27 protein-coding genes are annotated in these 24953 nt (G+C 69.9%); 19 read left to right on the top strand and 8 right to left on the bottom strand.

Features of this window, described 5'->3' with window-relative positions; genetic code table 11:
* Positions 1-20: 20 nt before the first annotated feature.
* The 11 genes from SCNRRL3882_RS12660 (at position 21) to SCNRRL3882_RS12610 (ending at position 10045) form a co-directional block, all read left to right on the top strand.
* Positions 21-1364, top strand: coding sequence for an MraY family glycosyltransferase (locus tag SCNRRL3882_RS12660; protein ID WP_010040169.1), 1344 nt, complete (start codon positions 21-23; stop codon positions 1362-1364).
* Between the two features lie 313 nt (positions 1365-1677).
* Positions 1678-2115: a hypothetical protein gene (locus SCNRRL3882_RS12655; RefSeq protein WP_029181187.1), complete on the top strand. Its 438-nt coding sequence runs from the start codon at positions 1678-1680 to the stop codon at positions 2113-2115.
* A gap of 273 nt (positions 2116-2388) precedes the next feature.
* The gene (gene atpB / locus SCNRRL3882_RS12650) at positions 2389-3156 is read left to right on the top strand and encodes a F0F1 ATP synthase subunit A (RefSeq protein WP_010040165.1); all 768 of its coding nucleotides are present in this window, start codon (positions 2389-2391) and stop codon (positions 3154-3156) included.
* Between the two features lie 78 nt (positions 3157-3234).
* Entirely contained in the window at positions 3235-3471 is a 237-nt protein-coding gene (locus tag SCNRRL3882_RS12645) for an ATP synthase subunit C (protein ID WP_010040161.1), read from the top strand.
* A 39-nt stretch (positions 3472-3510) separates the two neighbouring features.
* Positions 3511-4059, top strand: a complete 549-nt coding sequence (locus SCNRRL3882_RS12640) for a F0F1 ATP synthase subunit B (protein WP_010040159.1) — start codon at positions 3511-3513, stop codon at positions 4057-4059.
* Positions 4056-4871 carry a F0F1 ATP synthase subunit delta gene (locus SCNRRL3882_RS12635; protein ID WP_010040157.1) on the top strand — a complete coding sequence of 272 codons (816 nt, stop codon included), beginning with the start codon at positions 4056-4058 and terminating at the stop codon, positions 4869-4871. The genes SCNRRL3882_RS12640 and SCNRRL3882_RS12635 overlap by 4 nt, the downstream gene beginning before the upstream one ends.
* A 124-nt stretch (positions 4872-4995) precedes the next feature.
* A complete protein-coding gene (gene atpA, locus SCNRRL3882_RS12630) occupies positions 4996-6585 on the top strand; it encodes a F0F1 ATP synthase subunit alpha (protein ID WP_010040152.1) in 1590 nt (529 codons plus the stop codon).
* Between the two features lie 20 nt (positions 6586-6605).
* Positions 6606-7523 (top strand): F0F1 ATP synthase subunit gamma, encoded by a 918-nt coding sequence (locus tag SCNRRL3882_RS12625; protein ID WP_010040149.1) that lies wholly within the window; start codon positions 6606-6608, stop codon positions 7521-7523.
* Positions 7524-8960, top strand: coding sequence for a F0F1 ATP synthase subunit beta (gene atpD, locus SCNRRL3882_RS12620; protein WP_010040147.1), 1437 nt, complete (start codon positions 7524-7526; stop codon positions 8958-8960).
* A 130-nt stretch (positions 8961-9090) separates the two neighbouring features.
* Positions 9091-9468, top strand: coding sequence for a F0F1 ATP synthase subunit epsilon (locus SCNRRL3882_RS12615; protein ID WP_010040145.1), 378 nt, complete (start codon positions 9091-9093; stop codon positions 9466-9468).
* Between the two features lie 130 nt (positions 9469-9598).
* Complete coding sequence (locus SCNRRL3882_RS12610; protein ID WP_029181186.1) at positions 9599-10045, top strand: DUF2550 domain-containing protein; 447 nt, start codon at positions 9599-9601, stop codon at positions 10043-10045.
* 14 nt (positions 10046-10059) lie between these two features.
* On the opposite strand, the gene SCNRRL3882_RS12605 is transcribed toward SCNRRL3882_RS12610, so the two are convergent.
* The 3 genes from SCNRRL3882_RS12605 to SCNRRL3882_RS12595 all read right to left on the bottom strand — a co-directional run bounded on the left by SCNRRL3882_RS12605 (position 10060) and on the right by SCNRRL3882_RS12595 (position 13869).
* Positions 10060-11880: a glycoside hydrolase family 18 chitinase gene (locus tag SCNRRL3882_RS12605; RefSeq protein ID WP_010040141.1), complete on the bottom strand. Its 1821-nt coding sequence runs from the start codon at positions 11878-11880 to the stop codon at positions 10060-10062.
* Between the two features lie 157 nt (positions 11881-12037).
* The gene (locus tag SCNRRL3882_RS12600) at positions 12038-12679 is read right to left on the bottom strand and encodes a response regulator (RefSeq protein WP_010040139.1); all 642 of its coding nucleotides are present in this window, start codon (positions 12677-12679) and stop codon (positions 12038-12040) included.
* Positions 12676-13869 carry a sensor histidine kinase gene (locus tag SCNRRL3882_RS12595; RefSeq protein WP_010040138.1) on the bottom strand — a complete coding sequence of 398 codons (1194 nt, stop codon included), beginning with the start codon at positions 13867-13869 and terminating at the stop codon, positions 12676-12678. The genes SCNRRL3882_RS12600 and SCNRRL3882_RS12595 overlap by 4 nt, the downstream gene beginning before the upstream one ends.
* A 152-nt stretch (positions 13870-14021) precedes the next feature.
* Here SCNRRL3882_RS12595 and SCNRRL3882_RS12590 point away from each other — a divergent pair, with 152 nt between their 5' ends.
* Together SCNRRL3882_RS12590 and SCNRRL3882_RS12585 are read left to right on the top strand one after the other, a co-directional pair.
* Positions 14022-14600, top strand: a complete 579-nt coding sequence (locus SCNRRL3882_RS12590; protein WP_010040136.1) for a hypothetical protein — start codon at positions 14022-14024, stop codon at positions 14598-14600.
* Positions 14597-14785: a DUF5708 family protein gene (locus SCNRRL3882_RS12585; protein WP_010040133.1), complete on the top strand. Its 189-nt coding sequence runs from the start codon at positions 14597-14599 to the stop codon at positions 14783-14785. Before SCNRRL3882_RS12590 ends, SCNRRL3882_RS12585 begins: the two co-directional genes overlap by 4 nt.
* Here SCNRRL3882_RS12585 and SCNRRL3882_RS12580 read toward each other — a convergent pair.
* The 3 genes from SCNRRL3882_RS12580 to SCNRRL3882_RS12570 are packed head-to-tail and all read right to left on the bottom strand — an operon-like array spanning position 14782 to position 16917.
* Positions 14782-15354: a cob(I)yrinic acid a,c-diamide adenosyltransferase gene (locus tag SCNRRL3882_RS12580; RefSeq protein WP_010040132.1), complete on the bottom strand. Its 573-nt coding sequence runs from the start codon at positions 15352-15354 to the stop codon at positions 14782-14784. The two genes, SCNRRL3882_RS12585 and SCNRRL3882_RS12580, sit on opposite strands and share 4 nt — an antisense overlap.
* A gap of 13 nt (positions 15355-15367) precedes the next feature.
* Entirely contained in the window at positions 15368-16117 is a 750-nt protein-coding gene (locus SCNRRL3882_RS12575) for an ABC transporter permease (protein WP_010040128.1), read from the bottom strand.
* 17 nt (positions 16118-16134) lie between these two features.
* Positions 16135-16917: an ATP-binding cassette domain-containing protein gene (locus SCNRRL3882_RS12570; RefSeq protein ID WP_010040125.1), complete on the bottom strand. Its 783-nt coding sequence runs from the start codon at positions 16915-16917 to the stop codon at positions 16135-16137.
* 79 nt (positions 16918-16996) lie between these two features.
* Here SCNRRL3882_RS12570 and SCNRRL3882_RS12565 point away from each other — a divergent pair, with 79 nt between their 5' ends.
* The 4 genes from SCNRRL3882_RS12565 to SCNRRL3882_RS12550 all read left to right on the top strand — a co-directional run bounded on the left by SCNRRL3882_RS12565 (position 16997) and on the right by SCNRRL3882_RS12550 (position 21847).
* On the top strand, positions 16997-17638 hold the full coding sequence (locus SCNRRL3882_RS12565; RefSeq protein WP_010040124.1) for a TetR/AcrR family transcriptional regulator: 642 nt from the start codon (positions 16997-16999) through the stop codon (positions 17636-17638).
* Between the two features lie 126 nt (positions 17639-17764).
* Entirely contained in the window at positions 17765-18613 is an 849-nt protein-coding gene (locus SCNRRL3882_RS12560) for a 3-hydroxyacyl-CoA dehydrogenase family protein (RefSeq protein WP_010040122.1), read from the top strand.
* A 149-nt stretch (positions 18614-18762) separates the two neighbouring features.
* Complete coding sequence (locus SCNRRL3882_RS12555; protein ID WP_003993003.1) at positions 18763-19086, top strand: STAS domain-containing protein; 324 nt, start codon at positions 18763-18765, stop codon at positions 19084-19086.
* 268 nt (positions 19087-19354) lie between these two features.
* A complete protein-coding gene (locus tag SCNRRL3882_RS12550) occupies positions 19355-21847 on the top strand; it encodes an ATP-binding protein (RefSeq protein WP_010040119.1) in 2493 nt (830 codons plus the stop codon).
* A gap of 70 nt (positions 21848-21917) precedes the next feature.
* Here SCNRRL3882_RS12550 and nucS read toward each other — a convergent pair whose 3' ends face one another.
* The gene (gene nucS / locus SCNRRL3882_RS12545; protein WP_010040116.1) at positions 21918-22589 is read right to left on the bottom strand and encodes an endonuclease NucS; all 672 of its coding nucleotides are present in this window, start codon (positions 22587-22589) and stop codon (positions 21918-21920) included.
* Between the two features lie 256 nt (positions 22590-22845).
* Between nucS and SCNRRL3882_RS12540 the strand changes: the two genes are divergently transcribed.
* Positions 22846-23238 (top strand): SCO5389 family protein, encoded by a 393-nt coding sequence (locus SCNRRL3882_RS12540; protein ID WP_010040113.1) that lies wholly within the window; start codon positions 22846-22848, stop codon positions 23236-23238.
* Positions 23239-23321: 83 nt separating this feature from the next.
* On the opposite strand, the gene SCNRRL3882_RS12535 is transcribed toward SCNRRL3882_RS12540, so the two are convergent.
* The gene (locus SCNRRL3882_RS12535) at positions 23322-24350 is read right to left on the bottom strand and encodes an LLM class flavin-dependent oxidoreductase (RefSeq protein WP_010040111.1); all 1029 of its coding nucleotides are present in this window, start codon (positions 24348-24350) and stop codon (positions 23322-23324) included.
* A gap of 263 nt (positions 24351-24613) precedes the next feature.
* Between SCNRRL3882_RS12535 and SCNRRL3882_RS12530 the strand changes: the two genes are divergently transcribed.
* On the top strand, positions 24614-24946 hold the full coding sequence (locus SCNRRL3882_RS12530) for a hypothetical protein (protein WP_010040110.1): 333 nt from the start codon (positions 24614-24616) through the stop codon (positions 24944-24946).
* Positions 24947-24953: the final 7 nt, after the last annotated feature.

The following is a 24953-nucleotide window of genomic DNA, read 5'->3' as shown; positions in this document are numbered from 1 at the left end:
CGAGACCTGTGGGGAAGCCTGTGCGTGAATACCTGCTGACGCTCTGCATCACGGCCGCGGTGACGTATCTGCTGACAGGGCCGGTACGGAAGTTCGCGATCGTGGCCGGAGCGATGCCGGAGATCCGGGCACGTGACGTGCACCGGGAACCCACTCCGCGGCTCGGCGGGATCGCGATGTTCTTCGGCCTGTGCGCGGGGCTGCTGGTCGCCGATCACCTGACCAACCTCAACCAGGTCTTCCAGGCCTCGAACGAACCCCGCGCGCTGCTGTCCGGGGCGGCCCTGATCTGGCTGATCGGCGTGCTGGACGACAAGTTCGAGATCGACGCCCTGATCAAGCTGGGCGGCCAGATGATCGCCGCGGGCGTCATGGTCGTGCAGGGTCTGACGATCCTGTGGCTGCCCATCCCGGGCGTCGGCTCGGTGGCGCTCACCCAGTGGCAGGGCACCCTGCTGACGGTGGCGCTGGTCGTCATCACCATCAACGCGGTCAACTTCGTCGACGGCCTGGACGGTCTCGCGGCCGGCATGGTCTGCATCGCGGCCACCGCGTTCTTCCTGTACGCCTACCGGATCTGGTACTCGTACGGCGTCGAGGCCGCCGCCCCGGCCACTCTCTTCTCGGCGATCCTGATGGGCATGTGCCTGGGCTTCCTGCCGCACAACATGCACCCGGCGCGGATCTTCATGGGCGACTCGGGCTCGATGCTGATCGGCCTGGTCCTGGCCGCCGGTGCCATCTCCATCACGGGGCAGGTCGACCCGGACGCGCTCAACCTGTACGTCGGGTCGGAGAAGGAGGCCGTGCACCAGACGGTCCCCGTCTACATCCCGCTGCTGCTGCCGCTGACGATCATCGCGGTCCCCGCCGCCGACCTCATCCTGGCCATCGTGCGCCGCACCTGGCGCGGCCAGTCGCCGTTCGCCGCCGACCGCGGCCACCTGCACCACCGGCTGCTGGAGATCGGCCACTCGCACAGCCGGGCCGTGCTGATCATGTACTTCTGGTCGGCGCTGATCGCCTTCGGGGCGCTCGCCTACTCGGTCAACTCGGCGTCCATGTGGATCGTGCTCGGGGTCGTGTTCCTCAGCGCGATCGGCCTGGCCCTGCTCCTGCTGCCGCGCTTCACGCCGCGCGCCCCGCGCTGGATGGAGCGGTTCGTGCCGCCGCGCTACCGGCGCCGCGGGGTCCCGGCCCTGGCGCCCGAGGCCTCGACGCCGGCGTCCGCCGCCGAGCAGACGGCCGCGGTCGCGCGTGAGGACCGCGCCCCGGTGGTGTCCGGAGTCTCGGGAGTCAACGGGGCCACCGCCCTCGGCTCCCGTTCGCGTCTGGCGGACCGGCGCAAGGCCGGGACCAGGTAAGAACCGGGACAAGGTAAGAATCTGACTAGAGCATTGCCAAGTCGTGGGGTTGCGATGGGGGTGCGAAGCGCCCAATACCAGACAAGTCGGCGCTGTTCCTGCACAGACGCGCGGCTTCACTCTCATGTGTGACAGCCCGCACACCTTCAGGTAAAGACTGCATCAAATAGTTTGTGATACGGTTCACGAGAACCCCCGGATAGAGCCGAAGGACCGCAGTGCGACGGTCCATTGGTGTGAGGTCTCCACTCAGCCCGGGACTACGCTCGTCCATGACGACACCCCTGCCCCCTGCGAAAGCGGAGTTGCCGCCATGCCGTCCAATGACGCCCGGAACCTTCTGCAGTGCGCTGTGCCCGCAGCGGCTGCCGGTGTGGTCGCCGTCGCCGTCAGCGGCGTGGTGGCCGGAGGCAAGGGGGCCCTCGGAGCCGCCGTCGGCACAGCCCTGGCGATCCTCTTCATGGGGATCGGTCTGTACGTCCTCCAGCGGACGGCAAAAACGCTCCCGCAGTTGTTCCAGGCCATGGGGCTGATGCTCTACACGGCCCAGTTGCTGCTGCTCCTGATTTTCGTCGCCCTCTTCAAGGACACCTCGTTCTTCAACGCGAAGACGTTCGCCGTCGGGCTCGTCGTCGCGACCGTCGTGTGGATGGCCGCGCAGGCTCGTGCGCACATGAAGGCCAAGATCTTCTACATCGACCCGGACTCCGAGAAGAGCGAGAAGCCCGAGAAGACCGGGTCGTCGTCGTGACGAGTAGGGGCGCGATAAAGAGCATTGGGAACTCCTGCTATCGTCCGGTGCCAACTGCGGCATCGCGGGCGCGGGCATCTGAGCTGACGCCTGCTCGAACGCGAGGCTCGATGCCCCCCAGCCGCCCTCACATCCGTAACACCAGTCCGGTGCCGACCCGCGGCTGCGCGCCGCGCCGACACAACGAGGTTGCCGTACCCATGCGTCACGCCGAAGGAGCCCGTGGTGAGTGCTGACCAGACCCAGCTCGCCTTTGACTGGAGCTGTCGGATCATGTCCGACGGGTGTGGTTTTCCGGCACCGGGCCTGCACTCGTTCCTCTTCAAGCCGATTGCCACGGTTGGAGGGTTCGAGTTCAACAAGGTGATGCTGCTCGCGATCATCACCACCATCCTCGTCATCGGCTTCTTCTACGCGGCCTTCGGCAAGGCCAAGGTGGTGCCGGGCAAGCTGCAGATGGTCGGTGAAGCCGGCTACGACTTCGTCCGCCGCGGCATCGTCTACGAGACCCTCGGAAAGAAGGAGGGCGAGAAGTACGTCCCCCTGATGGTCTCGCTGTTCTTCTTCATCTGGATCATGAACATCTGGTCCGTGATCCCGCTGGCGCAGTTCCCGGTCTCGTCGATCATCGCGTTCCCGGCGGTACTCGCCGCGGTCGTCTACGTCACGTGGGTCTCGCTGACCTTCAAGCGGCACGGCTTCGTCGGGTTCTTCAAGAACATCACCGGCTACGACAAGACGCTCGGCCCGGTGCTGCCGCTCGTGATGGTCATCGAGTTCTTCTCGAACCTGCTCGTCCGGCCGTTCACGCACGCGGTGCGACTGTTCGCCAACATGTTCGCCGGCCACCTGATGCTGGTCATGTTCACGGTCGCCTCCTGGTACCTCCTGAACAGCTGGATGATCCCGGCGGCCGGTGTCTCGTTCGTGATGACCATCGCCATGATCGGTTTCGAGCTTTTCGTGCAGGCCGTCCAGGCGTACGTCTTCGTACTCCTCGCCTGCACGTACATCCAGGGCGCTCTCGCCGAGCACCACTGAGCCCCTCCCGCCCCGCAAGTCCCAAGAACGTCCGGTGGCCAACCCCCGCCGGTCCGTGAAAGAGAAGGAAGATTCAGCATGGCTGCCACTGAGACCCTCGCCGCTGTCTCCGGTTCGCTCGGCTCCATCGGCTACGGCCTCTCCGCCATCGGCCCCGGCATCGGCGTCGGCATCATCTTCGGTAACGGCACCCAGGCCCTGGCCCGTCAGCCCGAGGCGGCCGGTCTGATCCGTGCCAACCAGATCCTGGGCTTCGCGTTCTGTGAGGCGCTCGCCCTCATCGGCATCGTTATGCCGTTCGTGTTCGGTCAGTAATTTCCTGCTCACCGACACGTTTCGACGAAAGGCACTGATGTGATCGCCAACCTGGTGCAGCTGGCGGCCGAGGAAGAGCAGAACCCGCTCGTTCCTCCGGGCCCCGAGCTGCTCGTCGGCACCATCGCCTTCGCCATCGTGTTCTTCTTCTTCTGGAAGAAGCTGCTTCCGAACATCAACAAGGTTCTGGAGGAGCGCCGCGCGGCGATCGAAGGCGGTATCGAAGAGGCCGAGACCATGAAGGTCGAGGCCCAGAGCGTCCTTGAGCAGTACAAGGCACAGCTCGCCGAGGCCCGGCACGAGGCCGCGCGTCTGCGCCAGGAGGCGCAGGAGCAGGGTGCCGCCCTCATCGCCGAGATGCGGGCCGAGGGCCAGCGGCAGCGCGAGGAGATCGTCGCCGCCGGTCACGCCCAGATCGAGGCCGACCGCAAGGCCGCCGCGTCCGCGCTCCGCCAGGACGTCGGCAAGCTCGCCACCGACCTGGCCGGCAAGCTCGTCGGCGAGTCCCTCGAGGACCACGCCCGCCAGAGCCGCGTGATCGACCGGTTCCTCGACGACCTCGAGGAGAAGGCCGAGGCCGGCCGATGAACGGAGCGAGCCGCGAGGCCCTGGCAGCCGCACGAGAGCGTCTCGACGCGCTGACGGACTCCACGTCCGTGGACGCCGGCGCGCTCGCCGACGAACTGGCCGCCGTCACCGCGCTGCTCGACCGCGAGGTGTCGCTGCGTCGGGTCCTCACCGACCCGGCGCAGGCCGGTGAGGCCAAGGCCGAACTGGCCCAGCGCCTGCTCGGCACCCAGGTCAGCGGCCCGGCCGCCGACCTGGTCGCCGGAATGGTGCGCTCCCGCTGGTCGCAGTCGCGCGACCTGGTGGACGCCCTGGAGGAGCTGGCCAGCACCGCCGACCTCACCGCCGCGCAGAAGGCGGGCAAGCTCGACGACGTCGAGGACGAGCTGTTCCGGTTCGGCCGGATCGTCTCCGGCAGCACCGAGCTGCGCGCCGCGCTGACCGACCGCAAGGCCACCACCCCGGCCAAGAGCGAGCTGCTGCGCAGCCTGCTCGGCGGCAGGGCACAGGCGGCCACCGAGCGTCTGGTGACGCGCCTTGTGGCGGCGCCGCGGGGACGTAGCCTGGAGTCGGGACTGGAGTCCCTGTCCAAGCTCGCCGCCGAGCGCCGGGACCGCATGGTCGCCGTCGTCACCTCGGCGGTACCGCTGAGCGACGTGCAGAAGCAGCGCCTGGGCGCCGCCCTCGCGAAGCTCTACGGCCGCAAGATGCACCTCAACCTGGACGTGGACCCCGAGGTCCTCGGCGGAATGCGGGTGCAGGTCGGCGACGAGGTCATCAACGGCTCCCTCGCGGACCGCATCGAGGACGCCGGCCGCCGGCTCACGAGCTGAGCAGCAACTCAATAGGCATTACGTACTTACGACGGCCCTGGTTGGGCCGTGCAGAAGAATCCTGGGGGTCGCCCCCAGACCCCCTAAGAAACTTCGGGCCCAACAAGGAGAGCAGGGAACCCAGATGGCGGAGCTCACGATCCGGCCGGAGGAGATCCGGGACGCGCTGGAGAACTTCGTCCAGGCGTACAAGCCGGACGCGGCCTCGCGCGAGGAGGTCGGTACGGTCACCTTTGCCGGCGACGGCATCGCGAAGGTCGAGGGCCTGCCCTCGACCATGGCCAACGAGCTGCTGAAGTTCGAGGACGGCACCCTCGGCCTCGCCCTCAACCTCGAGGAGCGCGAGATCGGTGCCATCGTCCTCGGCGAGTTCAGCGGCGTCGAGGAGGGGCAGCCGGTCAGCCGTACCGGCGAGGTCCTGTCCGTCGCGGTCGGCGAGGGCTACCTCGGCCGCGTGGTGGACCCCCTCGGCAACCCGATCGACGGCCTCGGCGAGATCGAGACCGACAGCCGTCGCGCCCTGGAGCTTCAGGCTCCTGGCGTCATGGTCCGCAAGTCGGTGCACGAGCCGATGGAGACGGGCTACAAGGCCGTCGACACCATGACCCCGATCGGCCGTGGCCAGCGTCAGCTGATCATCGGTGACCGCCAGACCGGCAAGACCGCCCTGGCCGTCGACACGATCATCAACCAGCGCGACAACTGGCGCTCGGGCGACCCGAACAAGCAGGTCCGCTGCATCTACGTCGCCATCGGCCAGAAGGGCTCCACCATCGCCGGCGTGCGCGGCGCTCTGGAGGAGGCCGGCGCGCTGGAGTACACGACCATCGTCGCCGCTCCGGCGTCCGACCCGGCCGGCTTCAAGTACCTGGCGCCGTACACCGGTTCGGCCATCGGCCAGCACTGGATGTACCAGGGCAAGCACGTCCTGATCATCTTCGACGACCTGTCGAAGCAGGCCGACGCCTACCGCGCCGTGTCGCTGCTGCTGCGCCGCCCGCCGGGCCGTGAGGCCTACCCGGGTGACGTCTTCTACCTGCACTCCCGGCTGCTGGAGCGCTGCGCGAAGCTCTCCGACGACATGGGTGCCGGCTCGATGACCGGTCTGCCGATCGTCGAGACCAAGGCCAACGACGTCTCGGCGTTCATCCCGACCAACGTCATCTCCATCACCGACGGCCAGTGCTTCCTGGAGTCGGACCTGTTCAACGCCGGTCAGCGTCCCGCGCTGAACGTCGGTATCTCGGTCTCCCGAGTCGGTGGTTCCGCCCAGCACAAGGCGATCCGCCAGGTCTCCGGCCGACTGCGTGTGGACCTCGCCCAGTTCCGTGAGCTGGAGGCGTTCGCCGCCTTCGGTTCCGACCTGGACGCCGCGTCCAAGGCGCAGCTGGAGCGTGGTCAGCGCATGGTCGAGCTGCTGAAGCAGCCGCAGTACCAGCCGATGGCCACCGAGGACCAGGTCGTCTCCATCTGGGCCGGCACCACCGGCAAGATGGACGAGGTCCCGGTCGCCGACATCCGCCGCTTCGAGAAGGAGCTGCTGGAGTACCTGCACCGCAAGGAGCAGGGCCTGCTGACCTCCATCCGCGAGGGCGGGAAGATGTCGGACGACACCCTCCAGGCCATGGCCGACGCCATCGCGGAGTTCAAGAAGCAGTTCGAGACCTCCGACGGCAAGCTGCTCGGCGAGGACGCCCCGGCTGCCGGCAAGTGACGACGGAAGGGACCTGACTCATGGGAGCCCAGCTCCGGGTCTACAAGCGTCGCATCCGATCCGTCTCCGCGACCAAGAAGATCACGAAGGCGATGGAGATGATCGCCGCCTCGCGCGTCGTCAAGGCGCAGCGCAAGGTGGCGGCGTCCACGCCGTACGCGACCGAGCTCACCCGGGCGGTCACGGCGGTCGCCACCGGATCGAACACCAAGCACCCGCTGACGACCGAGCCGGAGAACCCGACCCGTGCCGCGGTCCTGCTCCTCACGAGCGACCGCGGGCTGGCCGGTGCCTTCAACTCCAACGCCATCAAGGCCGCGGAGAGGCTCACGGAGAAGCTTGAGGCCGAGGGCAAGGAGGTCGTCAGCTACATCGTCGGCCGCCGTGGTGTCGCCCACTACAACTTCCGCGAGCGCAAGATCGCGGAGTCGTTCACGGGCTTCACCGACGACCCGTCGTACGCGGACGCCAAGAGGGTCGCGGCCCCGCTGATCGAGGCGATCGAGACCGAGACGGCCGAGGGCGGCGTGGACGAGCTCCACATCGTCTACACCGAGTTCGTGTCGATGATGACGCAGACGGCGATCGAGGCGCGGCTGCTGCCGCTCAGCCTCGACGAGGTGGCGGCGGAGGCGAAGCCCAAGGGCGAGATCCTCCCGCTGTTCGACTTCGAGCCCTCGGCGGAGGACGTCCTGGACGCCCTGCTGCCGCGCTATGTGGAGAGCCGGATCTACAACGCGCTGCTCCAGTCGGCCGCCTCCAAGCACGCCGCCACGCGGCGCGCGATGAAGTCGGCCACCGACAACGCCGGAGAGCTCATCGAGACGCTCACCCGGCTTGCCAACCAGGCCCGCCAGGCCGAAATCACCCAGGAAATCAGCGAGATCGTCGGTGGCGCCAGTGCCCTGGCCGACGCGACCGCGGGGAGTGACCGATAAATGACCACCACTGTTGAGACCGCGACGGCTACGGGCCGCGTCGCCCGGGTCATCGGCCCGGTCGTCGACGTGGAGTTCCCCGTCGACGCGATGCCCGAGATCTACAACGCCCTCCACGTCGAGGTCGCCGACCCGGCGCAGGCGGGCGAGAAGAAGACGCTGACCCTGGAGGTCGCCCAGCACCTGGGTGACGGCCTGGTCCGCGCGATCTCCATGCAGCCCACCGACGGCCTGGTCCGCCAGGCCCCGGTCGTCGACACCGGCGCGGGCATCACCGTTCCGGTCGGCGACTTCACCAAGGGCAAGGTGTTCAACACTCTCGGTGAGGTGCTGAACACCGACGAGACCTACGAGGGCGAGCGCTGGTCCATCCACCGCAAGGCCCCCGCGTTCGACCAGCTCGAGTCCAAGACCGAGATGTTCGAGACGGGCCTGAAGGTCGTCGACCTGCTCACCCCGTACGTCAAGGGCGGCAAGATCGGTCTGTTCGGTGGCGCCGGTGTCGGCAAGACCGTGCTGATCCAGGAAATGATCATGCGTGTCGCCAACCTCCACGAGGGCGTCTCCGTCTTCGCGGGCGTCGGTGAGCGCACCCGTGAGGGCAACGACCTCATCGCGGAGATGGAAGAGTCCGGCGTTCTGGACAAGACCGCCCTGGTCTTCGGCCAGATGGACGAGCCCCCGGGCACCCGTCTGCGCGTGGCCCTGGCCGGCCTGACGATGGCGGAGTACTTCCGTGACGTCCAGAAGCAGGACGTGCTGTTCTTCATCGACAACATCTTCCGCTTCACCCAGGCCGGTTCCGAGGTGTCGACCCTGCTCGGCCGTATGCCCTCCGCGGTGGGCTACCAGCCGAACCTGGCCGACGAGATGGGCATCCTCCAGGAGCGCATCACCTCGACCCGTGGTCACTCGATCACCTCGATGCAGGCGATCTACGTCCCCGCGGACGACCTGACCGACCCGGCCCCGGCCACCACCTTCGCCCACCTCGACGCGACGACGGTGCTCTCCCGTCCGATCTCCGAGAAGGGCATCTACCCGGCCGTGGACCCGCTGGACTCCACGTCCCGGATCCTCGACCCGCGGTACATCTCGGCGGACCACTACAACGCCGCGATGCGCGTGAAGAACATCCTGCAGAAGTACAAGGACCTGCAGGACATCATCGCGATCCTCGGTATCGACGAGCTCGGCGAGGAGGACAAGCTCGTCGTCCACCGTGCCCGTCGCGTGGAGCGCTTCCTGTCCCAGAACACCCACGCCGCCAAGCAGTTCACCGGTGTGGACGGTTCGGACGTGCCGCTGGACGAGTCGATCGCCGCGTTCAACGCGATCTGCGACGGCGAGTACGACCACTTCCCGGAGCAGGCGTTCTTCATGTGCGGTGGTCTCGAGGACCTGAAGAAGAACGCGAAGGAGCTGGGCGTCTCCTGAGCCTCGCGCTCGATGTGAGCCTCGTGCTCACGCCGGAGGGGGCGGGCGCGTCCCGCCCCCTCTGTCACGCCTACTAGACTTGTAACCAACACCCGGCACTCCCGCCGGGTGGTGACCCGAGGAGCCACCCTTGGCTGCTGAGCTGCACGTCGCGCTGGTCGCGGCCGACCGTGAGGTCTGGTCCGGCCAGGCCACCCTGGTCGTCGCGCGCACCACGTCCGGCGACATCGGCGTCATGCCCGGTCACCAGCCGCTGCTCGGTGTGCTGGAGTCGGGCCCGGTGACCATCCGCACGAGCGATGGCGGGACGGTCGTCGCCGCGGTCCACGGCGGTTTCATCTCGTTCGCGGACGACAAGCTCTCGCTGCTGGCCGAAATCGCGGAGCTGTCGGACGAGATCGATGTCCAGCGCGCGGAGCAGGAGCTGGAGCGTGCGAAGGCGGAGGACGACGCGGAGGCCCAGCGCCGCGCGGACGTCCGTCTGCGTACGGCCACGGCGGCGCGCTGACCCTGCCCGTCGTGTGATGACGTCACTCAGCCGCGGCTGGGTACCGGAGAGATCCGGACCCAGCCGCGGCTGAGGCGGATGTGGGTGATTTTTACGTTCCGTTACCTAGGAGACGAGGAGGTCGGTGTCGATGGTCCTCGCTCTGACTGTGTGCGGAATCGTGGTGGCCCTCGTGGTGGTGGGCCTGTTCGTCTTCGGCCTGCGCCGCCGGCTCATCCAGCGCTCGGGCGGCACCTTCGACGCCAGCCTGCGCTGGGACGCCCCGGAGCAGGGTGACTCGAACGGCAAGGGCTGGGCCTACGGGGTGGCCCGGTACAACGGCGACCGCGTCGAGTGGTACCGCGTCTTCTCGTACTCGCCGCGTCCGCGCCGGATCCTGGAGCGTTCCGCGATCGAGGTGGTCGGCCGCCGGGTCCCGGAGGGCGAGGAGGAGCTGGCGCTGCTCTCCGACCATGTGATCCTGGCCTGCCTGCACCGGGGCACGCGTCTCGAACTCGCGATGAGCGAAGACGCGCTGACCGGTTTCCTCGCGTGGCTTGAGGCAGCCCCGCCCGGTCAGCGCGTCAACGTGGCGTAACTCGCCGAACTGTTTTACGACAGACCGTTGTTGATCGCGGTCACCAGCTCTCCGTTACCGGTGTCGCCGCTGAACTCCCAGAAGAACGCGCCGCCGAGGCCCTGGTTCTTGGCCCAGGTCATCTTCCCGGCGATCGTCGACGGGGTGTCGTACGACCACCAGTTGCTGCCGCAGTGCGCGTACGCGGTGCCCGCGATCGTGCCGGTCGCCGGGCAGGAGTTCCTGAGGACCTTGTAGTCCTCGATGCCGGCCTCGTAGGTGCCGGGCGCCGGGCCGGTGGCCGTGCCGCCGGGGGCGGACTGGGTGACGCCGGTCCAGCCGCGGCCGTAGAAGCCGATGCCGAGCAGGAGCTTGGCGGACGGGACTCCCTTCGCCTTCAGCTTGGCGATCGCGTCGGCCGAGTTGAAGCCCGCCTGCGGGATCCCGGGGTACGAGGTGAGCGGGGAGTGCGGGGCCGTCGGGCCGTCCTTGTCGAAGGCGCCGAAGTAGTCGTACGTCATCACGTTGTACCAGTCGAGGTACTGCGCGGCGCCACCGTAGTCGGCCGCGTCGATCTTGCCGCCGGAGGAGCCGTCGGCGGTGATGGCCGCGGTGACCAGGTAGTTCGGGCCGAACTCGGAGCGCAGCGCGGACATCAGGTTCCTGAAGGCCGCGGGGCCCGAGGTGTCGCAGGTCAGGCCGCAGGCGTTCGGGTACTCCCAGTCGATGTCGATGCCGTCGAAGACGTCGGCCCAGCGCGGGTCCTCCACGACGGCCTTGCAGGACTTGGCGAACGCGGCCGCGTTCTGCGCGGCCTGGCCGAAGCCGCCCGAGTAGGTCCAGCCGCCGAACGAGTACAGCACCTTGATGTGCGGGTACTTGGCCTTGAGCTGGCGCAGCTGGTTGAAGTTGCCGCGCAGCGGCTGGTCCCAGGTGTCGGCGGTGCCGCTGACGGACTGGTCGGCGGTGTAGGCCTTGTCGTAGGCGGCGTAGGTGTCGTCGACGGTGCACTGGCCGTTCTTGACGTTGCCGAAGGCGTAGTTGATGTGCGTGATCTTCGACGCTGACCCCGAGGTCACCAGGTTCTTGACGTGGTAGTTGCGGCCGTAGACGCCCCACTCGGTGAAGTAGCCGAGCTTGACCTTGTCGCCGGTGGGCGGCTCGGTGGTGCCACCCGTGGTCCGGACCCGTACGGCGCCGCTGACCGGGCCGGTCTGGTCGGCGGTGTCACGGGCCTGGACGGTGTAGGAGTAGTCCGTGCCCTTGGTCAGGCCGGTGTCCGTGTACGACGTGGTCGTCACCGTGGCGACCTTCGTGCCGTCGCGCAGGACGTCGTAGTTCTTGACGCCCTTGTCGTCGGTGGCCGCGGACCAGGTCAGCTTCACCGAGGTGTCGGTGATGTTGGAGGCGGCGGGGGTGCCGGGCGCGGAGGGCGGCGCGTCGCCGGGGACGCTGCCGCCGTCGCAGCTGCCGCCGTTGAGCTTGCAGCCCGCGGGGGAGCCGGAGCCTGTGCCGTTGAAGCCGAAGGAGACGGAGGCGCCGGGGGCCAGGGTGCCGTTCCAGGACTTGTTCTTCGCGGTCCAGTGGGTGCCGGAGGAGGTGACGTCGGCGTCCCAGGCGGAGGTGACGGACGTGCCGGAGGGGAAGTCCCACTCGACGGTCCAGGAGTTGAGGGTCGTGGTTCCGGTGTTCTTCACCGTCCACTTGCCTTCGAAGCCGGATCCCCAGTCCTGGGTCTTGGTGTAGCTCGCGGTGGCGGATGTCGCGGCCTGGGCCGGGCTCGCGAGGCCGACGAGACCGGCCAGCGGGAGCAACAGGGTCGCGAACCCCGCCGCGGCTCTGTGTCTGAAGCGCATGCTGCGCCTCCTCGATGGAGTTGTGGGGGGCGTGACTGAGCCTCACGCCCACTCATGGTGCGGTGAGAATAGAAAGGTCTGGACCACCGGTCAATAGGTCTGGACCACCGTGACCTGTAGCGATCTGCGGCCGGGTCAGGTCCCTGACCCCTGCGGGTCAGACCCTCAACTCCTGTGCGAGCACTGCCGCTTGCACCCGGCTGCGCAGCTCCAGCTTTGCCAGCAGGCGGCTGACATGGGTCTTCACGGTCGCCTCGGCCATGTCGAGGCGCTCGGCGATGCCCGCGTTGGACAGGCCCTCGCCGAGGCAGGACAGCACCTCGCGCTCGCGCCGGGTCAGCCGGTCGAGGACGGCGGGGTCGGCCGCGGGCTCCCGGGTCGGCTTCGCCGCGAACTCCGCGATCAGCCGCCGGGTGACCGCCGGGGCGATCAGGCCCTCCCCGCGTGCGACCGTCCGTACGGCCTCCAGCAGGTCCTTCGCCTCGGTGTTCTTGAGCAGGAAGCCGGACGCGCCCGCCCGCAGCGCCCCGAACACGTACTCGTCCAGGTCGAAGGTGGTCAGCACCAGCACGTCGGCGAGCCGTTCCGCCACGACCTGCCGGGTCGCCGACACCCCGTCCAGTCGCGGCATCTGAACGTCCATCAGCACCAGGTCCGGCCGCAGCTCACGGGCCAGCGCCACCGCCTGTTCGCCGTCCGCCGCCTCGCCGACCACCTCCATGTCGGGTGCGCTGCGCAGGATGAGGACCAGGCCGGCACGGACGGCCGACTGGTCCTCGGCGACCAGGACGCGGATCATTCGGCTTCTCCTTCGACGGTGTCGTGGACGGGCAGGGCGGCGCGTACGGCCCAGATCTTGCCGTCCGGCGAGTCCTCCGGGCCGGCCTCGAACGTGCCGTCCAGTAGCGCGGCGCGTTCCCGCATGCCGACCAGCCCGGCGCCCGAGCCGGGGGCGCCCGGCCCGTCCCGGTCGCCGTAGGGGCTGGTCACCGCGATGGTCAGCAGGCCGTCGAGCTGGGCGAGGGACACGGTGACCCGGCCGGGGCCGGCGTGCTTGAGGGCGTTGGTGAGGGACTCCTGGACGATGCGGTAGGCGGCGAGTTCGACGGGCGCGGGGACCGCGTCGTGGGCGGCGTCGAGCGTGATGTCGAGGCCGTTGGTGCGCGCGTTGTCGACCAGGGCGCCGAGTCCGTCGAGGGTGGGTGCGGTGACGGGTTCGACGTCGCCGCTGGAGTCCCGGAGGATCCCGATGAGCCGCCGCATCTCCGCGAGCCCCTCCACGCTGTTCTCGCGGATGACCCCCAGCGCCTCCTGAGAGGTTTTCGGGTCGTCGAGGGAGAGGGCCGCGGTGGAGTGGATGGCGATCGCCGACAGGTGGTTGGCGACCATGTCGTGCAGTTCGCGGGCCATCCGCGCGCGTTCGGCGGTCACCGCCTGGGTGCGGTCCATCTCGGCGAGCAGCGCGGTCTGTTCGGCGCGCAAGCGGGCCGCTTCGGCGGCCTCGCGGTGGTTGCGGACGATCAGGCCGGTGGACGCGGGCCCGAAGGCGACCAGGCCGGTGACCACGCCGATCAGCAGCGCCTCGGGCTCGCGCCAGAGCGCGAACGGCACCACGGCTCCGGCCACGGAGAGCAGCCCGGTGATACGCGGGATGCGGTGGGCCGAGGCGGGCGGCCCGTACAGGACGGCCGCGTACATGAGGTCGGTGTACATCAGGATCGTGACCAGGTTGCCCTGGGTGACGGTGTCCAGGATGATCGCGGGCGTGCCGATCAGCAGCGCGGTGCGGGGGGCGATGCGGCGCAGCAGCTCACAGCCCGCCATGACGACGAGCGGCAGCAGAAGCGGCCAGCGCCCCGGCAGGAGTACGTACACCTCGGTGTGTGGACGGGTGGCAAGGCCGACGCCCCACAGCAGCAGCCCGCCGAGCAGACCGCCCAGCGCGACGCAGACGTCGAAACGGCGGGGGCGGGGGAGTCGAACGGCCATGGCACCATCCAACACGGCCGCAGTGCCCCGCGCGTGATCCCCGCGAAGGGTCCCGGACTGCATCTTTCGATGTACCGCGGGTTCGTCAGTCGCGACGACGATTCCGGCCGCGCCGAACGGGAGCCTGGCAGGGTGACCGAGAGGAGCGAATCGTGATCGTCGCCTTGATCGCCGCCTGTGAGATCGGCTTCTGGGTGCTGCTGGCGGCCGGACTGGCCTTCCGCTATCTGCTGCGCATGCCGCGCACGGGGCTGGCGCTGCTGCTGTGCGAGCCGCTGCTGGAGGTCGTCCTGCTGGTCGTCACCGCACTGGACCTGAAGAACGGCGCCGAGCCGAACTGGACGCACGGGCTGGCCGCGCTGTACATCGGCTACACCGTGGGGCACGGCCACCGCACGGTGAAGTGGCTCGACGGCCACGCGGCCCGCCGGTTCGGCGGCGCCCCGCCGCCGCCGAAGCCGCCGCGCTACGGCATGGCCCGGGCGCGTCACGAGGGCAAGGTCTGGATGGGCACGCTGATCGGCGCCGCCGTCGCGACCGCGCTGCTCCAACTGGCCATCTGGTACGTGGACGACCCGAGCCGTGTCACGTCCCTGGAGAGCTGGCGCTACGTGGCCTGGCGCACGGCCGGCATCCACGGCCTGATCGCGCTGAGCTACTGGATCTGGCCGCGGAAGGCTCCGGCGGGTGAGTCGGAGGTCGCGCCGGAGAAGGAGAGGGCGCACCGGTGAGCAAGGCCCGCGGGAACGTGCTGGAAGGGATCGTCACCTTCGTGATCGGCCTCGGGCTGTGGCTGTTCGCCGGGGACGTGGAGGTCCCCGTCGTCACCCTCACGAAGGTCGGCATCGTGATGATGTGCGTCGGCGGCGTGCTGGTCGCCGCCGGGCTGTGGCAGGGGGCCCGCAGTAAGGGCTAGCGCTCCCCGCCCGGGACCCACAGCACATCCCCGACCTCCTTGTTCGCCGTCCTCGCGAGGATGAACAGGAGGTCGGAGAGCCGGTTGAGGTAGGTGGCCGTCAGGGGGTTCATGACCTCGCCGTGGACCTCCAGGGCCGCCCAGGTCGAGCGCTCCGCCCGGCGTACGACCGTGCAGGCCTGGTGGAGCAGGGCCGCGCCCGGGGTGCCGCCGGGGAGGATGAAGGAGCGGAGCTTCTCCAGGCCCTCCAGGAAGCGGTCGCAGTCCGCCTCCAGCTTGTCGACGTAGGACTGCTCGACCCGCAGCGGCGGGAACTCCGGGTTCTCCACCACCGGTGTCGACAGGTCCGCACCCACGTCGAACAGGTCGTTCTGCACCCGGGTGAGGACCTTGACGACCTCCTCGTCCAGGCCGCCCAGCGCGATGGCCGTGCCGATCACCGCGTTCGCCTCGTTGGCGTCGGCGTACGCGGCGATCCGCAGGTCGGTCTTGGCGACCCGGCTCATGTCGCCGAGGGCGGTGGTGCCCTGGTCGCCGGTCCTGGTGTAGATGCGCGTCAGATTGACCATGTGGCCAGCGTAGTTACGCTCCGGCCGTTCGGAACACGCGTGTGCCCACTGTCACGGACAGGGCCGTGAAGCCGACGGCGACCAGCACGCCGTACAGCATGTGTGCCGTGGCGTAGGAGCCGACGTACGCGTCCCGGACGGCGTCGACCAGGTAGCGGAACGGCATGAGGTGCGACAGGACGTCCAGCCAGGCCGGGCCCAGGGTCATCGGGAGCATCAGCCCGGACAGCAGCATCGACGGCATGGTCAGCGCGTTGATCGCCGGGCCGAAGGTCTGCGGGGTGCTCAGCCTCATGGCCAGCGCGTACGACAGCGAGGCCAGCGAGAGCGAGAGCAGGGCGACGAAGGCGAACCCGATCAGGACGCCGGGCAGCGGGGCCCGCAGCCCCATCGCCACCGCGGCCAGCACCAGCAGCACGGCCTGGAAGGCGAACACCGTGGCGTCCCTGAGCACCCGGCCGAGCAGCAGGGCCAGTCGGCTGACGGGGGTGACGCGCATGCGCTCGACCACTCCCTGGCCCTTCTCCAGGATGATCGAGAAGCCCGCGAACGACGCCCCGAACAGCCCGAGTTGCAGCAGCAGGCCGGGGACGAGCACCTGCCAGGAGCTGCCCTGCCCGCCGAGCGGCAGATCCGTGAGCAGGGGGCCGAAGAACACCAGGTACAGCAGCGGCATCAGCACGCCGAAGAGCAGCGCGAAGCGGGAGCGCAGGGACTGGCGGAGATAGCGCCCGTAGACGAGCGCGATGTCGTGCAACAGCATGGGGAGTCCTCTGCGTCCTAGACGGCGACGGGAGTCTGGTCGGCCGGCGCGGCGCTGCGGCCGGTGATGGCGAGGAAGGTGTCCTGGAGCGAGGCGTCGAGTGAGCCGCCGTACCGGAGCTTCAGCGCGCTCGGGGTGCCCTCGGCGACGACCACCCCGTGATCGACGACGACCAGCCGGTCGGAGAGGGCGTCGGCCTCGTCCAGGTAGTGCGTGGTCAGGAAGACCGTCGTGCCGTGCTCGTCGCGCAGCCGGCGCACCAGGTCCCACAGGTCGGCCCGGCTGCCCGGGTCGAGTCCGGTCGTCGGCTCGTCGAGGAACAGCACCTTCGGGTGGTGGGTCAGCGCCATCGCGATGTCCAGGCGGCGCCGCTGCCCGCCGGAGAGCGCCGCGCACTTGTGGTCGAGGAACTCGGTGAGGCCCAGGTCGCGGGCGAGTTCCGCGGCGCGCTCGGCGGCCCGCGCCCGCGTCAGCCGGTACAGACGCCCCTGGGTGACCAGCTCCTCCCGCACGCTGATCTGCGGGTCGACACCGCCGGACTGTGCCACGTAGCCGCTGGCCCGGCGCACCCCGGCCGGGTCGGTCGCCAGGTCGCAGCCCGCGACGGTGGCGGCGCCGCCGGTCGGTTCCAGCAGTGTCGTCAACATCCGCAGGGTGGTCGTCTTGCCGGCCCCGTTCGGGCCGAGGAAGCCGAGGATCTCGCCCTCGCGGACGGTCAGGTCGATGCCGCGCACGGCCTGGACCGGGCCGCCTTTGGTCTGGAAGGTACGCGCCAGGGCGGACGTACTGATGATTGCCATGTGCCCAGAAAAACAGAGTCACTGAAAATTTGCAACGACCCCAAGTTTTCAGCGAACCCAAGGAAGCTAGGATTCGGACATGGCAGAGGGACTCAGGGAGCGGAAGAAGCGCGAGACCAGGCAGCGCATCTCGGACATCGCCACCGGTCTGTTCCTGGAGCGCGGGTTCATGGCCGTGACGATCGCGGACGTGGCGGAGGCGGCCGACGTCTCCGTGAACACCGTCTACAACTACTTCCCGGCCAAGGAGGACCTCTTCTTCGACCGTTCCCAGGGGGTCGTCGACCGGCTCTCCCGCTGGGTGCGCGGCCGGGACGCGGGGGAGTCGGCCGCCCGGGCGGTGCTGCGCGAGCTGCGCGCCGAGATCGAGGCCGTCTCGCCCCGGATGGGCCTCGTCGAGGGCTACGACCGTTTCATGCGCTGCATCGAGGAGGCGCCGCCGCTGCGCTCCCGGCTGTGGAGCATCCAGCAGGAGGTCCAGGACAACCTGGAGGCGACCCTCCGCGAGGAGACGGATGCGGGGGACGCCGACCCCCTGCCCAGGCTGATCGCCGGTCAGATCTGCTGGGTCCACGGCACCGTGTTCGTCGCGATCGGCCGCGAGATGGCCAAGGGGCGCAACCCGGACGAAGTGTCACGGGAGATGCTCGTCCTCCTCGATGACATCGAGGAGCTGTTGAGCCGGAAGGTGCTCAACTACGCCGTCCGGGGAGCGGGATGACCCCTGCTGGTGTGATGTCCGTCATGTGAGACGTGACGCGCATTACTTACTGGTCACACAGGCCCTCACGAGCGCTAGTGTCCGCCCGAGAGGCAGACACAAGCAGCGCGTCAGGGGAGTCGCACAGTGGCACGGAAGCTCGCCGTCATCGGAGCCGGCCTCATGGGATCCGGCATCGCCCAGGTCTCCGCACAGGCGGGCTGGGACGTGGTCCTGCGCGACGTCACCGACGAGGCGCTGAAGCGGGGCACCGACGGCATCAAGGCCTCGTACGACAAGTTCGTCGCCAAGGGCAAGCTGGAGGCGCACGACGCCGACGCCGCGCTCGCCCGGATCACCGCGACCACCGACCTGGACGCCGTGGCCGACGCGGACGTCGTCGTCGAGGCCGTCTTCGAGAAGCTCGAGATCAAGCACGAGATCTTCCGCGCGCTCGACAAGCTCGTGAAGGACGAGGCGATCCTCGCCTCCAACACCTCCGCCATCCCGATCACCAAGATCGCGGCCGCGACGGAGCGCCCCGAGCGGGTGGTCGGCACGCACTTCTTCTCGCCCGTGCCGATGATGCAGCTGTGCGAACTGGTCCGCGGCTACAAGACCAGTGACGAAACCCTCGCCACGGCCCGGGATTTCGCCGAGTCGGTCGGCAAGACCTGCATCGTCGTCAACCGCGACGTCGCCGGTTTCGTGACGACCCGTCTCATCTGCGCCCTGGTCGTCGAGGCCGCCAAGCTGCACGAGTCGGGCGTGGCGAGCGCCGAGGACATCGACCTGGCCTGCAAGCTGGGCTTCGGGCACGCCATGGGCCCGCTGGCGACGGCGGACCTGACGGGCGTCGACATCCTGTTGCACGCCACGAACAACATCTACACCGAGTCCCAGGACGAGAAGTTCGCGGCTCCCGAGTCGATGCGCCGGATGGTTGACGCCGGTGACATCGGACGCAAGAGCGGGCAGGGCTTCTACAAGCACTGAAACCGCACATGCCCCGGGGCCATCACACGCCGGGGTGAATTCGGTATCGGTTCGCTTACAAGAAGCAACCTCTACCCCCCTCACGCAGTCAGAGGTTGCATCACCGGCATCACAACGCGGAGCACGAGACGCACGCACGGGGAGCGCATATGCACATCAGGGGCGACCACGCCGAGCTGGTCGTCGGGGGCCGCCTCGACGTCCGGAGCGCGGCGGACGCCCGTACGGTCCTGCACTCGGCCGTCGACGACGGAGTCGGCGACCTGGTGCTGGACCTGTCCGAACTGGACTCCTGGGACGCCACCGGACTCGGTGTGATCATGGGGGCTCACCGGCGGGCCGGCCGCTGCGGCCGGCGCCTGGTCCTGCGCGGCGTGCCGCCGCAGATGCAGCGCCTGCTGGTGGCCACCCGCCTGCACCGGATCCTGGCGATCGAGGGAGGCATCGGAGTGGAGACATTGCCTCGCGTGTGACGTCCTGTGCGGGTGTGGACCGGGCGACCGGGGAGACCCGGACGGACATCGTCGACTCGTGCGACGCGCACAATCCTCACGAGACCGTGACGTCTCGGACGGCGCGGTACCCCGGACTGTCGTAGATACTGTGCGAAGGTTTAGGGTTCGGCTGCCCGCTGCCTTGACACCCTTCGAGCGGGCCCGGACCAGAAGCGACAGCGCGGTGTGCAGCAAGGCCGGGAGGGGCTTTTCAGAGCACACACACGCTTTTGGGGGGCTTTGACCTATGGACCCGAACACCCGGGGACCCGACGAGTACGGCCACGGGGGCGACAGTCAGTCGCCGCGCCAGCGCCCGCCCAGGGAATCCCTCACACCCGACTTCAGTCAGCACGCGCCCGCGCTCGCCCGCACGGTGCAGCTCGTCTCCGGCGACTTCCTGCTGACCGTCAACCCCGTCGACGGCAGCGAGATAGAGGTCTGCCCGCCCGCCGAACGGCCCGCCCGGCCCGTGAAGCTCACGACGGCGGAGCGCGCCGAGGCCGAGCGCGCGGCCCGGCCGCCCGTCCCGCCCGGCCCCGCGCAGCCCAGCCTGCCGCTGCTGGCCCGCCAGGACGAACGCGAACGGCTGGTGCGCCTGCTCGCGCGCGGCCGCTCGGTCCGCCTCACCGGCCCCGCCGGCTGCGGCCGCACCCGTCTCCTCGACCTCGTGTGCGAGGACTGCTTCGACCTCGCCCCCGATGGCGTCGTCCGCCTGAACGGCTACGGCCGCACCTCGGACGAACTGCTGTACGACCTCTTCTACGCGGTGTACAACGCCCCCCTGCACCGCCCGGAACGGGACGAACTGCTCACCTATGTCGGTGAGATCGGCGCGGTCGTCGTCGTCGACGACCTGGAGTTCGGCGGTGCCGCGCTCGACGAGCTGCTGGAGGCCACCCCCGAGTGCGCCTTCCTGCTCGGCGCCACACCGGACGTGCCGGCGCCCTCCGCCGACGCCGCCGTCGAGGAGGTCTTCCTCGGCGGCCTGGAGCGCGCGGCCGGGCTCGACCTGCTGGAACACGCCGTCGGCCGGCCCCTCACGGACGAGGAGTCCAACTGGGCGGGCGACCTCTGGTTCGAGTCCGAGGGGCTGCCGCTGCGCTTCGTGCAGGCCGGGGCCCTGCTGCGGCAGCGCGACCGGCTGCGCGCCGGGACGAGCGCCGTCGACGAGTTCGGCGTCTTCGAGGACGCGCCCCCGGCCGAGGCGTACGACGCCGCCGACGGCGACGACGTACCGCTGCCCTCGCTCGGCGAGGCCGCCGCGCCAGCGCCGCTGCTCGCCTCCCGGCTGAGCGCGTCCGCGCGCGCCACCCTGCGGTTCGCCGTCGCCCTCGGCGGCGAGGTGCCGCACCAGGCACATCTGCCCGCCCTGGTCGGCGACACCCACGCGGACGCCGCGCTCGCCGAACTGGCCTCCTGCGGCCTGGTCTCCCCGGTCGGCTCCCGCTACCGGCTCGCCGCCGGTGTCCTGACCCAGCTGGAGGCCGCCGGATACGCCGACGAGGCCGAAGCCGGCGCCCGCAGCGCCGCCCAGCACTACTCCTGGTGGGCCGGGCACCCCTCGGTCACCCCGGAGCGCGTGTGCGCCGAGGCCGACGCCCTCCTCGCCGCCCTGGCCGTGCTCGGGCCGCTCACCGGCCCGCCCGCCGAGGACGAGGAGAGCCCGGCCGTGCACCTGGCGCGCACCGCCGCGCCCGCGTTCGCCGCCGGACTGCACTGGAGCGCCTGGGAACGCGCCCTGCGCACCGGCGCCGAGGCCGCCCGGCTCGCCGGGGACATCGCCGAGCAGGCCTACTTCCACCACGAGCTCGGCATCCTCGCCCTGTGCGGCGGGCAGCTCGACCGGGCCCGTGCCGAACTGGAGGCCTCCATCGGCCTGCGCGGTGCCCTCTCCGACAAGCGCGGCACCGTCGCCGGCCGTCGTGCCCTCGCCCTGGTCGCCGACCGCTCGGGCACACCGATCGGGCTCGGGCCGACCGCGGGGGAGGAGGTGCCCGACGCCCGGTACGAGGAGTCGGCGTCCCCGGCCGGTGGTGTTCCGGCGGCCTTCCCGACCCTCCAGCAGCCGCCCTCGCCGACCCTGGTCACCCGCCAGGGCTCGCCCGCGCCCTCGCGCAAGGCCCGGGGCGGCCTGAAGGGCCTGGCCCGGCGCAACATGGTGGCCGCCGGCGCCGGTGCCCTGCTCGTCGCCGTGCTCGGCACGGTCGTGACCCTCGGCGCCACGTCCGACAACGAGAAGAACCCGCCGTCCGACCAGGTCGGCGTCAATCCCTCGGCCAGCCAGGGCGTCGACGACGGCAGCCTGGGCGCCGACCGGCCGGCGAACGACGGCAACGGCGACACGGGCGCGGCGACGAGCCGCCCGACCGACCCGGGCCCGGACGGCACGCTCGGTACCTCGGACGATCCGACGCCGACGGGTGATCCCAGCGGTTCGCCGAGCCCCAGCGACCCCGGGGCGACGTCGGAGCCGCCGACGACCTCGAAGCCGCCCACCTCGTCCAAGCCGCCGACGACGTCCAAGCCCCCCACGACGTCGAAGCCGCCGACGACCTCGAAGCCGCCCACGACGTCGAAGCCGCCCACGTCCGAGCCGCCGACCTCGCAGCCGCCGACGTCCGACCCCCCGCCGCCGTCGACGCCGTCCACCTCCGACACGGCCAGCGGTCCGGCGCCGAGCGCCCCCACGAGCACCACCGCGAGCGCGCCGCAGACCAGCCCGGACCCGGTGATCTGACAGCCGTACACGCAGCGGGGCCGGGTCCGTTCCTCGGACCCGGCCCTTGTCGTCGTGTACGTGCGGTGGGTCAGAACAGCCGCAGCTTGTCGTCCTCGATGCCCCGCAGCGCGTCGTAGTCGAGGACCTGGCAGCCGATGCCGCGGTCGGTCGCGAGGACGCGGGCCTGGGGCTTGATCTCCTGAGCGGCGAAGATGCCGCGGACCGGGGCGAGATGGGGGTCGCGGTTCAGCAGCTCCAGATAACGCGTCAGCTGCTCCACGCCGTCGATCTCACCGCGTCGCTTGATCTCCACCGCGACGGTCTTGCCGTCGGCGTCCCGGCACAGGATGTCGACCGGCCCGATGGCCGTCGGGTACTCGCGGCGGATGAGGGTGTAGCCGTCGCCGAGTGTCTCGATGCGGTCGGCGAGCAGCTCCTGGAGGTGCGCTTCCACGCCGTCCTTGATCAGGCCGGGATCGACGCCCAGTTCGTGCGAGGAGTCGTGGAGGACTTCCTCCATCGTGATGATGAGCTTCTCGCCCGCCTTGTTGACGACGGTCCAGACGCCCTCATCCTCGCCGGTGCCCTCCTTCAGCGTGCAGGGCGGCGACATCCAGTTCAGGGGCTTGTAGGCCCGGTCGTCGGCGTGGATCGAGACGCTGCCGTCCGCCTTCACCAGGATCAGGCGCGGGGCCGAGGGAAGGTGGGCGGTGAGCCGCCCGGCGTAGTCCACGGAGCAGCGGGCAATGACGAGACGCATGGTCGGCAACGCTACTCGACAGGCGCCTGCCGACGCGATTCGCCCTGGAAAACACGTGTTCGGTATTGGCTGATTGTGTGCAGGGTGTGGTCATTGTGAGTGCCTCATCTGCGCATTCTCCTGGTGCCGTCACCGTCGGTTGCTTACGGTATGAGCGGGAGGTCGCGATGTGTGTACGCAGCGTGTCCGATATCGCGAACTCCCTTATCTGTCCGGCAACCCCTGCCCGCCGGGCGGGGGTGCGAGAGGAGAACTCATGTCGCTCGACGTCTCACCGGCCCTACTCGAACAGGCCGAGCGAGGCGAGGTCGACGAAGCGGAATTCGTCGACTGCGTCCGGACCTCCCTGCCCTATGCGTGGGAGATGATCAGCTCCCTGGTGGCCCAGCTGAAGGTGGACGGCGGTGCGTTCGCCGACAACCAGACGCCTCCGCCGGACGAGCAGGCACGCGGTCAGTTGCTGCGTGCGCTTGCGAGTGACGCGATACGCGGCGCGCTGCAGCGGCACTTCGGTGTGCGACTGGCCTTCCAGAACTGCCACCGGGTGGCCGTGTTCCCGCTTGACTCCTCGGTCGACGAGACGCTGGGCCGCTTCACTTCGGTCCGCAGCCAGGTGCTCAACCAGTCACCCGAGTTCCGGGACTGCTGACGCGGCGCAGCATGCTTGCCGCTCCGTTCGCGGGAGGTGCAGTTCTGTACCGGAGCGGCAAGCCCCAGGAACCCACCGCGCCTTCAGACGAGTTGGGGGAGCACCTCCGACCCCAGCCGCCGTACGTTCTCCTCCGTCGCCGCCAGGTCCCCGGAGCCCTCGACCAGCAGGGCGAAGCGGGAGATGCCGGTCCGCTCACTGGTCGCCGCCAGCCGGTCGGCGCACAGCCGCGGGGTGCCCACCGGGTGCAGTCCGCACAGCAGTTCGGTGTACGCCAGCGGGTCGCGCATCCGGCGCGTGCGCCCGTCCACCGTGACATGCGCCTCCAGGCCCTGCTTCAGCCAGCCCGGCATCGCCTTCATCAGCGTCTCCGCCGCGTCGACCCGCCGGTCCGCGATCTGGCAGACGCCCGCCGACACATGGGACGCGTCCAGGATCTCCTCGGCGGGCCGGCCGCACGCCCGCGCGTGCTGCCGCCACAGGGCGACCATCTCGGCCTTCTCCTCGTCCCCCACGTGCATCCCGAGCAGCATCGGCAGACCGCGCTCGGCCGCCAGCCGCACGCTCGCCGGGGACGTGCAGGCGACGACGAGCTCGGGTCCCGCGGCCTCGGTCAGGGCCTCCGACGGCCGGGGAACGACCGGGACTTCACGGAAGCGGAAGCGCTCCCCGTCGGCCGCCACCGAGGCGTCGCGCAGCCAGCGCACCAGGACGTCCAGGGATTCGGGGAACCCCTTCTCGTACGCCTCCAGGCCCGCGCCGAACACCTCCAGGTCGACCCAGGGGCCGCCGCGCCCGACGCCGAGCGTGAAACGGCCGTCGCTCGTGTGGTGCAGCAGCGCGGCCTGTTCGCCGAGGGTCACGGGGTGGGTGGTGGGCAGCACGCTGACCGCCGTGCCGACCCGGATGCGGCGGGTGCGGCCGAGCAGTAAGGCGGCCAGGGTGACGGCCGACGGGCACGTGCCGTACGGCACGAAGTGGTGCTCGGCCAGCCAGACCGTGTCGAGCCCGGCCTCCTCGGCGACCTCGGCCGAGCGGACCGCGCGGTGCAGCGCCTCTCCCTCGCCCTGACCGGGGAACTGGGCCGCCAACACGAAACTTCCAACGCGCATTGCTTTCCTGCTTCCTTGGCTCCGACACGGAGCTCCCCCACAGGGCATAACCGTCTGACACGTGACGAGGACACGGCCGGTCGGGGTAATTTGCGGATTGTCTGCAGAATGGGGCGTCCCTCGGGAGCCCGGGGAGAGACCCCGGCCGGGGGTTCGCCTCGCCCGACGAGGGACTTGTGGCGATTGGTGCCGTACGCGTACCCCGGTCCGCGCCGCGTAGGCTGGACACGGCCCGTGTCCTGTATAGCCCCGAGAGGTGTCCCGTGTCCCCGCGTCGCAACCGACCCAAGGGCGCCGCTTCGTCCGGCCGGAGCGCCGAGGACGACCGCCCCGGCCGCTACGGCGGCTGGCAGTCCTCGGAGAACTGGCAGGGTGAGAACTGGAGCGTGCGGCACGTGGCCGGCGCGAGCGCACAGGGCAAGTCGTACCGCTGCCCTGGCTGCGACCAGATGATCCCGGACGGGGTGCCGCACGTGGTGGCCTGGTCCGAGCACACGGGCGTCGACGACCGCCGGCACTGGCACAAGGCCTGCTGGAACGCGCGGGACCGCCGCACCCCGGGGGTGCGGCGGTCCCGTAACGCGCCGCGGTTCTAGGCCGGCC

The organism is Streptomyces chartreusis NRRL 3882, from assembly GCF_900236475.1.
GTDB classification, from domain to species: domain Bacteria; phylum Actinomycetota; class Actinomycetes; order Streptomycetales; family Streptomycetaceae; genus Streptomyces; species Streptomyces chartreusis_D.
This window is presented reverse-complemented; position numbering and strand designations above follow the sequence as displayed.

What these genes read in the sequence shown, in the direction of transcription:
- SCNRRL3882_RS12580 (WP_010040132.1), bottom strand. Translation starts at nt 15,354, where the DNA reads ATGGTCAATCTGACGCGCATCTACACCAGGACCGGCGACCAGGGCACC.
- SCNRRL3882_RS12645 (WP_010040161.1), top strand. Translation starts at nt 3,235, where the DNA reads ATGGCTGCCACTGAGACCCTCGCCGCTGTCTCCGGTTCGCTCGGCTCC.
- SCNRRL3882_RS12610 (WP_029181186.1), top strand. Translation starts at nt 9,599, where the DNA reads ATGGTCCTCGCTCTGACTGTGTGCGGAATCGTGGTGGCCCTCGTGGTG.
- SCNRRL3882_RS12550 (WP_010040119.1), top strand. Translation starts at nt 19,355, where the DNA reads ATGGACCCGAACACCCGGGGACCCGACGAGTACGGCCACGGGGGCGAC.
- SCNRRL3882_RS12540 (WP_010040113.1), top strand. Translation starts at nt 22,846, where the DNA reads ATGTCGCTCGACGTCTCACCGGCCCTACTCGAACAGGCCGAGCGAGGC.
- nucS (WP_010040116.1), bottom strand. Translation starts at nt 22,589, where the DNA reads ATGCGTCTCGTCATTGCCCGCTGCTCCGTGGACTACGCCGGGCGGCTC.
- atpA (WP_010040152.1), top strand. Translation starts at nt 4,996, where the DNA reads ATGGCGGAGCTCACGATCCGGCCGGAGGAGATCCGGGACGCGCTGGAG.
- SCNRRL3882_RS12635 (WP_010040157.1), top strand. Translation starts at nt 4,056, where the DNA reads ATGAACGGAGCGAGCCGCGAGGCCCTGGCAGCCGCACGAGAGCGTCTC.
- atpD (WP_010040147.1), top strand. Translation starts at nt 7,524, where the DNA reads ATGACCACCACTGTTGAGACCGCGACGGCTACGGGCCGCGTCGCCCGG.
- SCNRRL3882_RS12555 (WP_003993003.1), top strand. Translation starts at nt 18,763, where the DNA reads ATGCACATCAGGGGCGACCACGCCGAGCTGGTCGTCGGGGGCCGCCTC.
- SCNRRL3882_RS12575 (WP_010040128.1), bottom strand. Translation starts at nt 16,117, where the DNA reads ATGCTGTTGCACGACATCGCGCTCGTCTACGGGCGCTATCTCCGCCAG.
- SCNRRL3882_RS12565 (WP_010040124.1), top strand. Translation starts at nt 16,997, where the DNA reads ATGGCAGAGGGACTCAGGGAGCGGAAGAAGCGCGAGACCAGGCAGCGC.
- SCNRRL3882_RS12535 (WP_010040111.1), bottom strand. Translation starts at nt 24,350, where the DNA reads ATGCGCGTTGGAAGTTTCGTGTTGGCGGCCCAGTTCCCCGGTCAGGGC.
- SCNRRL3882_RS12655 (WP_029181187.1), top strand. Translation starts at nt 1,678, where the DNA reads ATGCCGTCCAATGACGCCCGGAACCTTCTGCAGTGCGCTGTGCCCGCA.
- SCNRRL3882_RS12605 (WP_010040141.1), bottom strand. Translation starts at nt 11,880, where the DNA reads ATGCGCTTCAGACACAGAGCCGCGGCGGGGTTCGCGACCCTGTTGCTC.
- SCNRRL3882_RS12570 (WP_010040125.1), bottom strand. Translation starts at nt 16,917, where the DNA reads ATGGCAATCATCAGTACGTCCGCCCTGGCGCGTACCTTCCAGACCAAA.
- atpB (WP_010040165.1), top strand. Translation starts at nt 2,389, where the DNA reads ATGTCCGACGGGTGTGGTTTTCCGGCACCGGGCCTGCACTCGTTCCTC.
- SCNRRL3882_RS12625 (WP_010040149.1), top strand. Translation starts at nt 6,606, where the DNA reads ATGGGAGCCCAGCTCCGGGTCTACAAGCGTCGCATCCGATCCGTCTCC.
- SCNRRL3882_RS12600 (WP_010040139.1), bottom strand. Translation starts at nt 12,679, where the DNA reads ATGATCCGCGTCCTGGTCGCCGAGGACCAGTCGGCCGTCCGTGCCGGC.
- SCNRRL3882_RS12595 (WP_010040138.1), bottom strand. Translation starts at nt 13,869, where the DNA reads ATGGCCGTTCGACTCCCCCGCCCCCGCCGTTTCGACGTCTGCGTCGCG.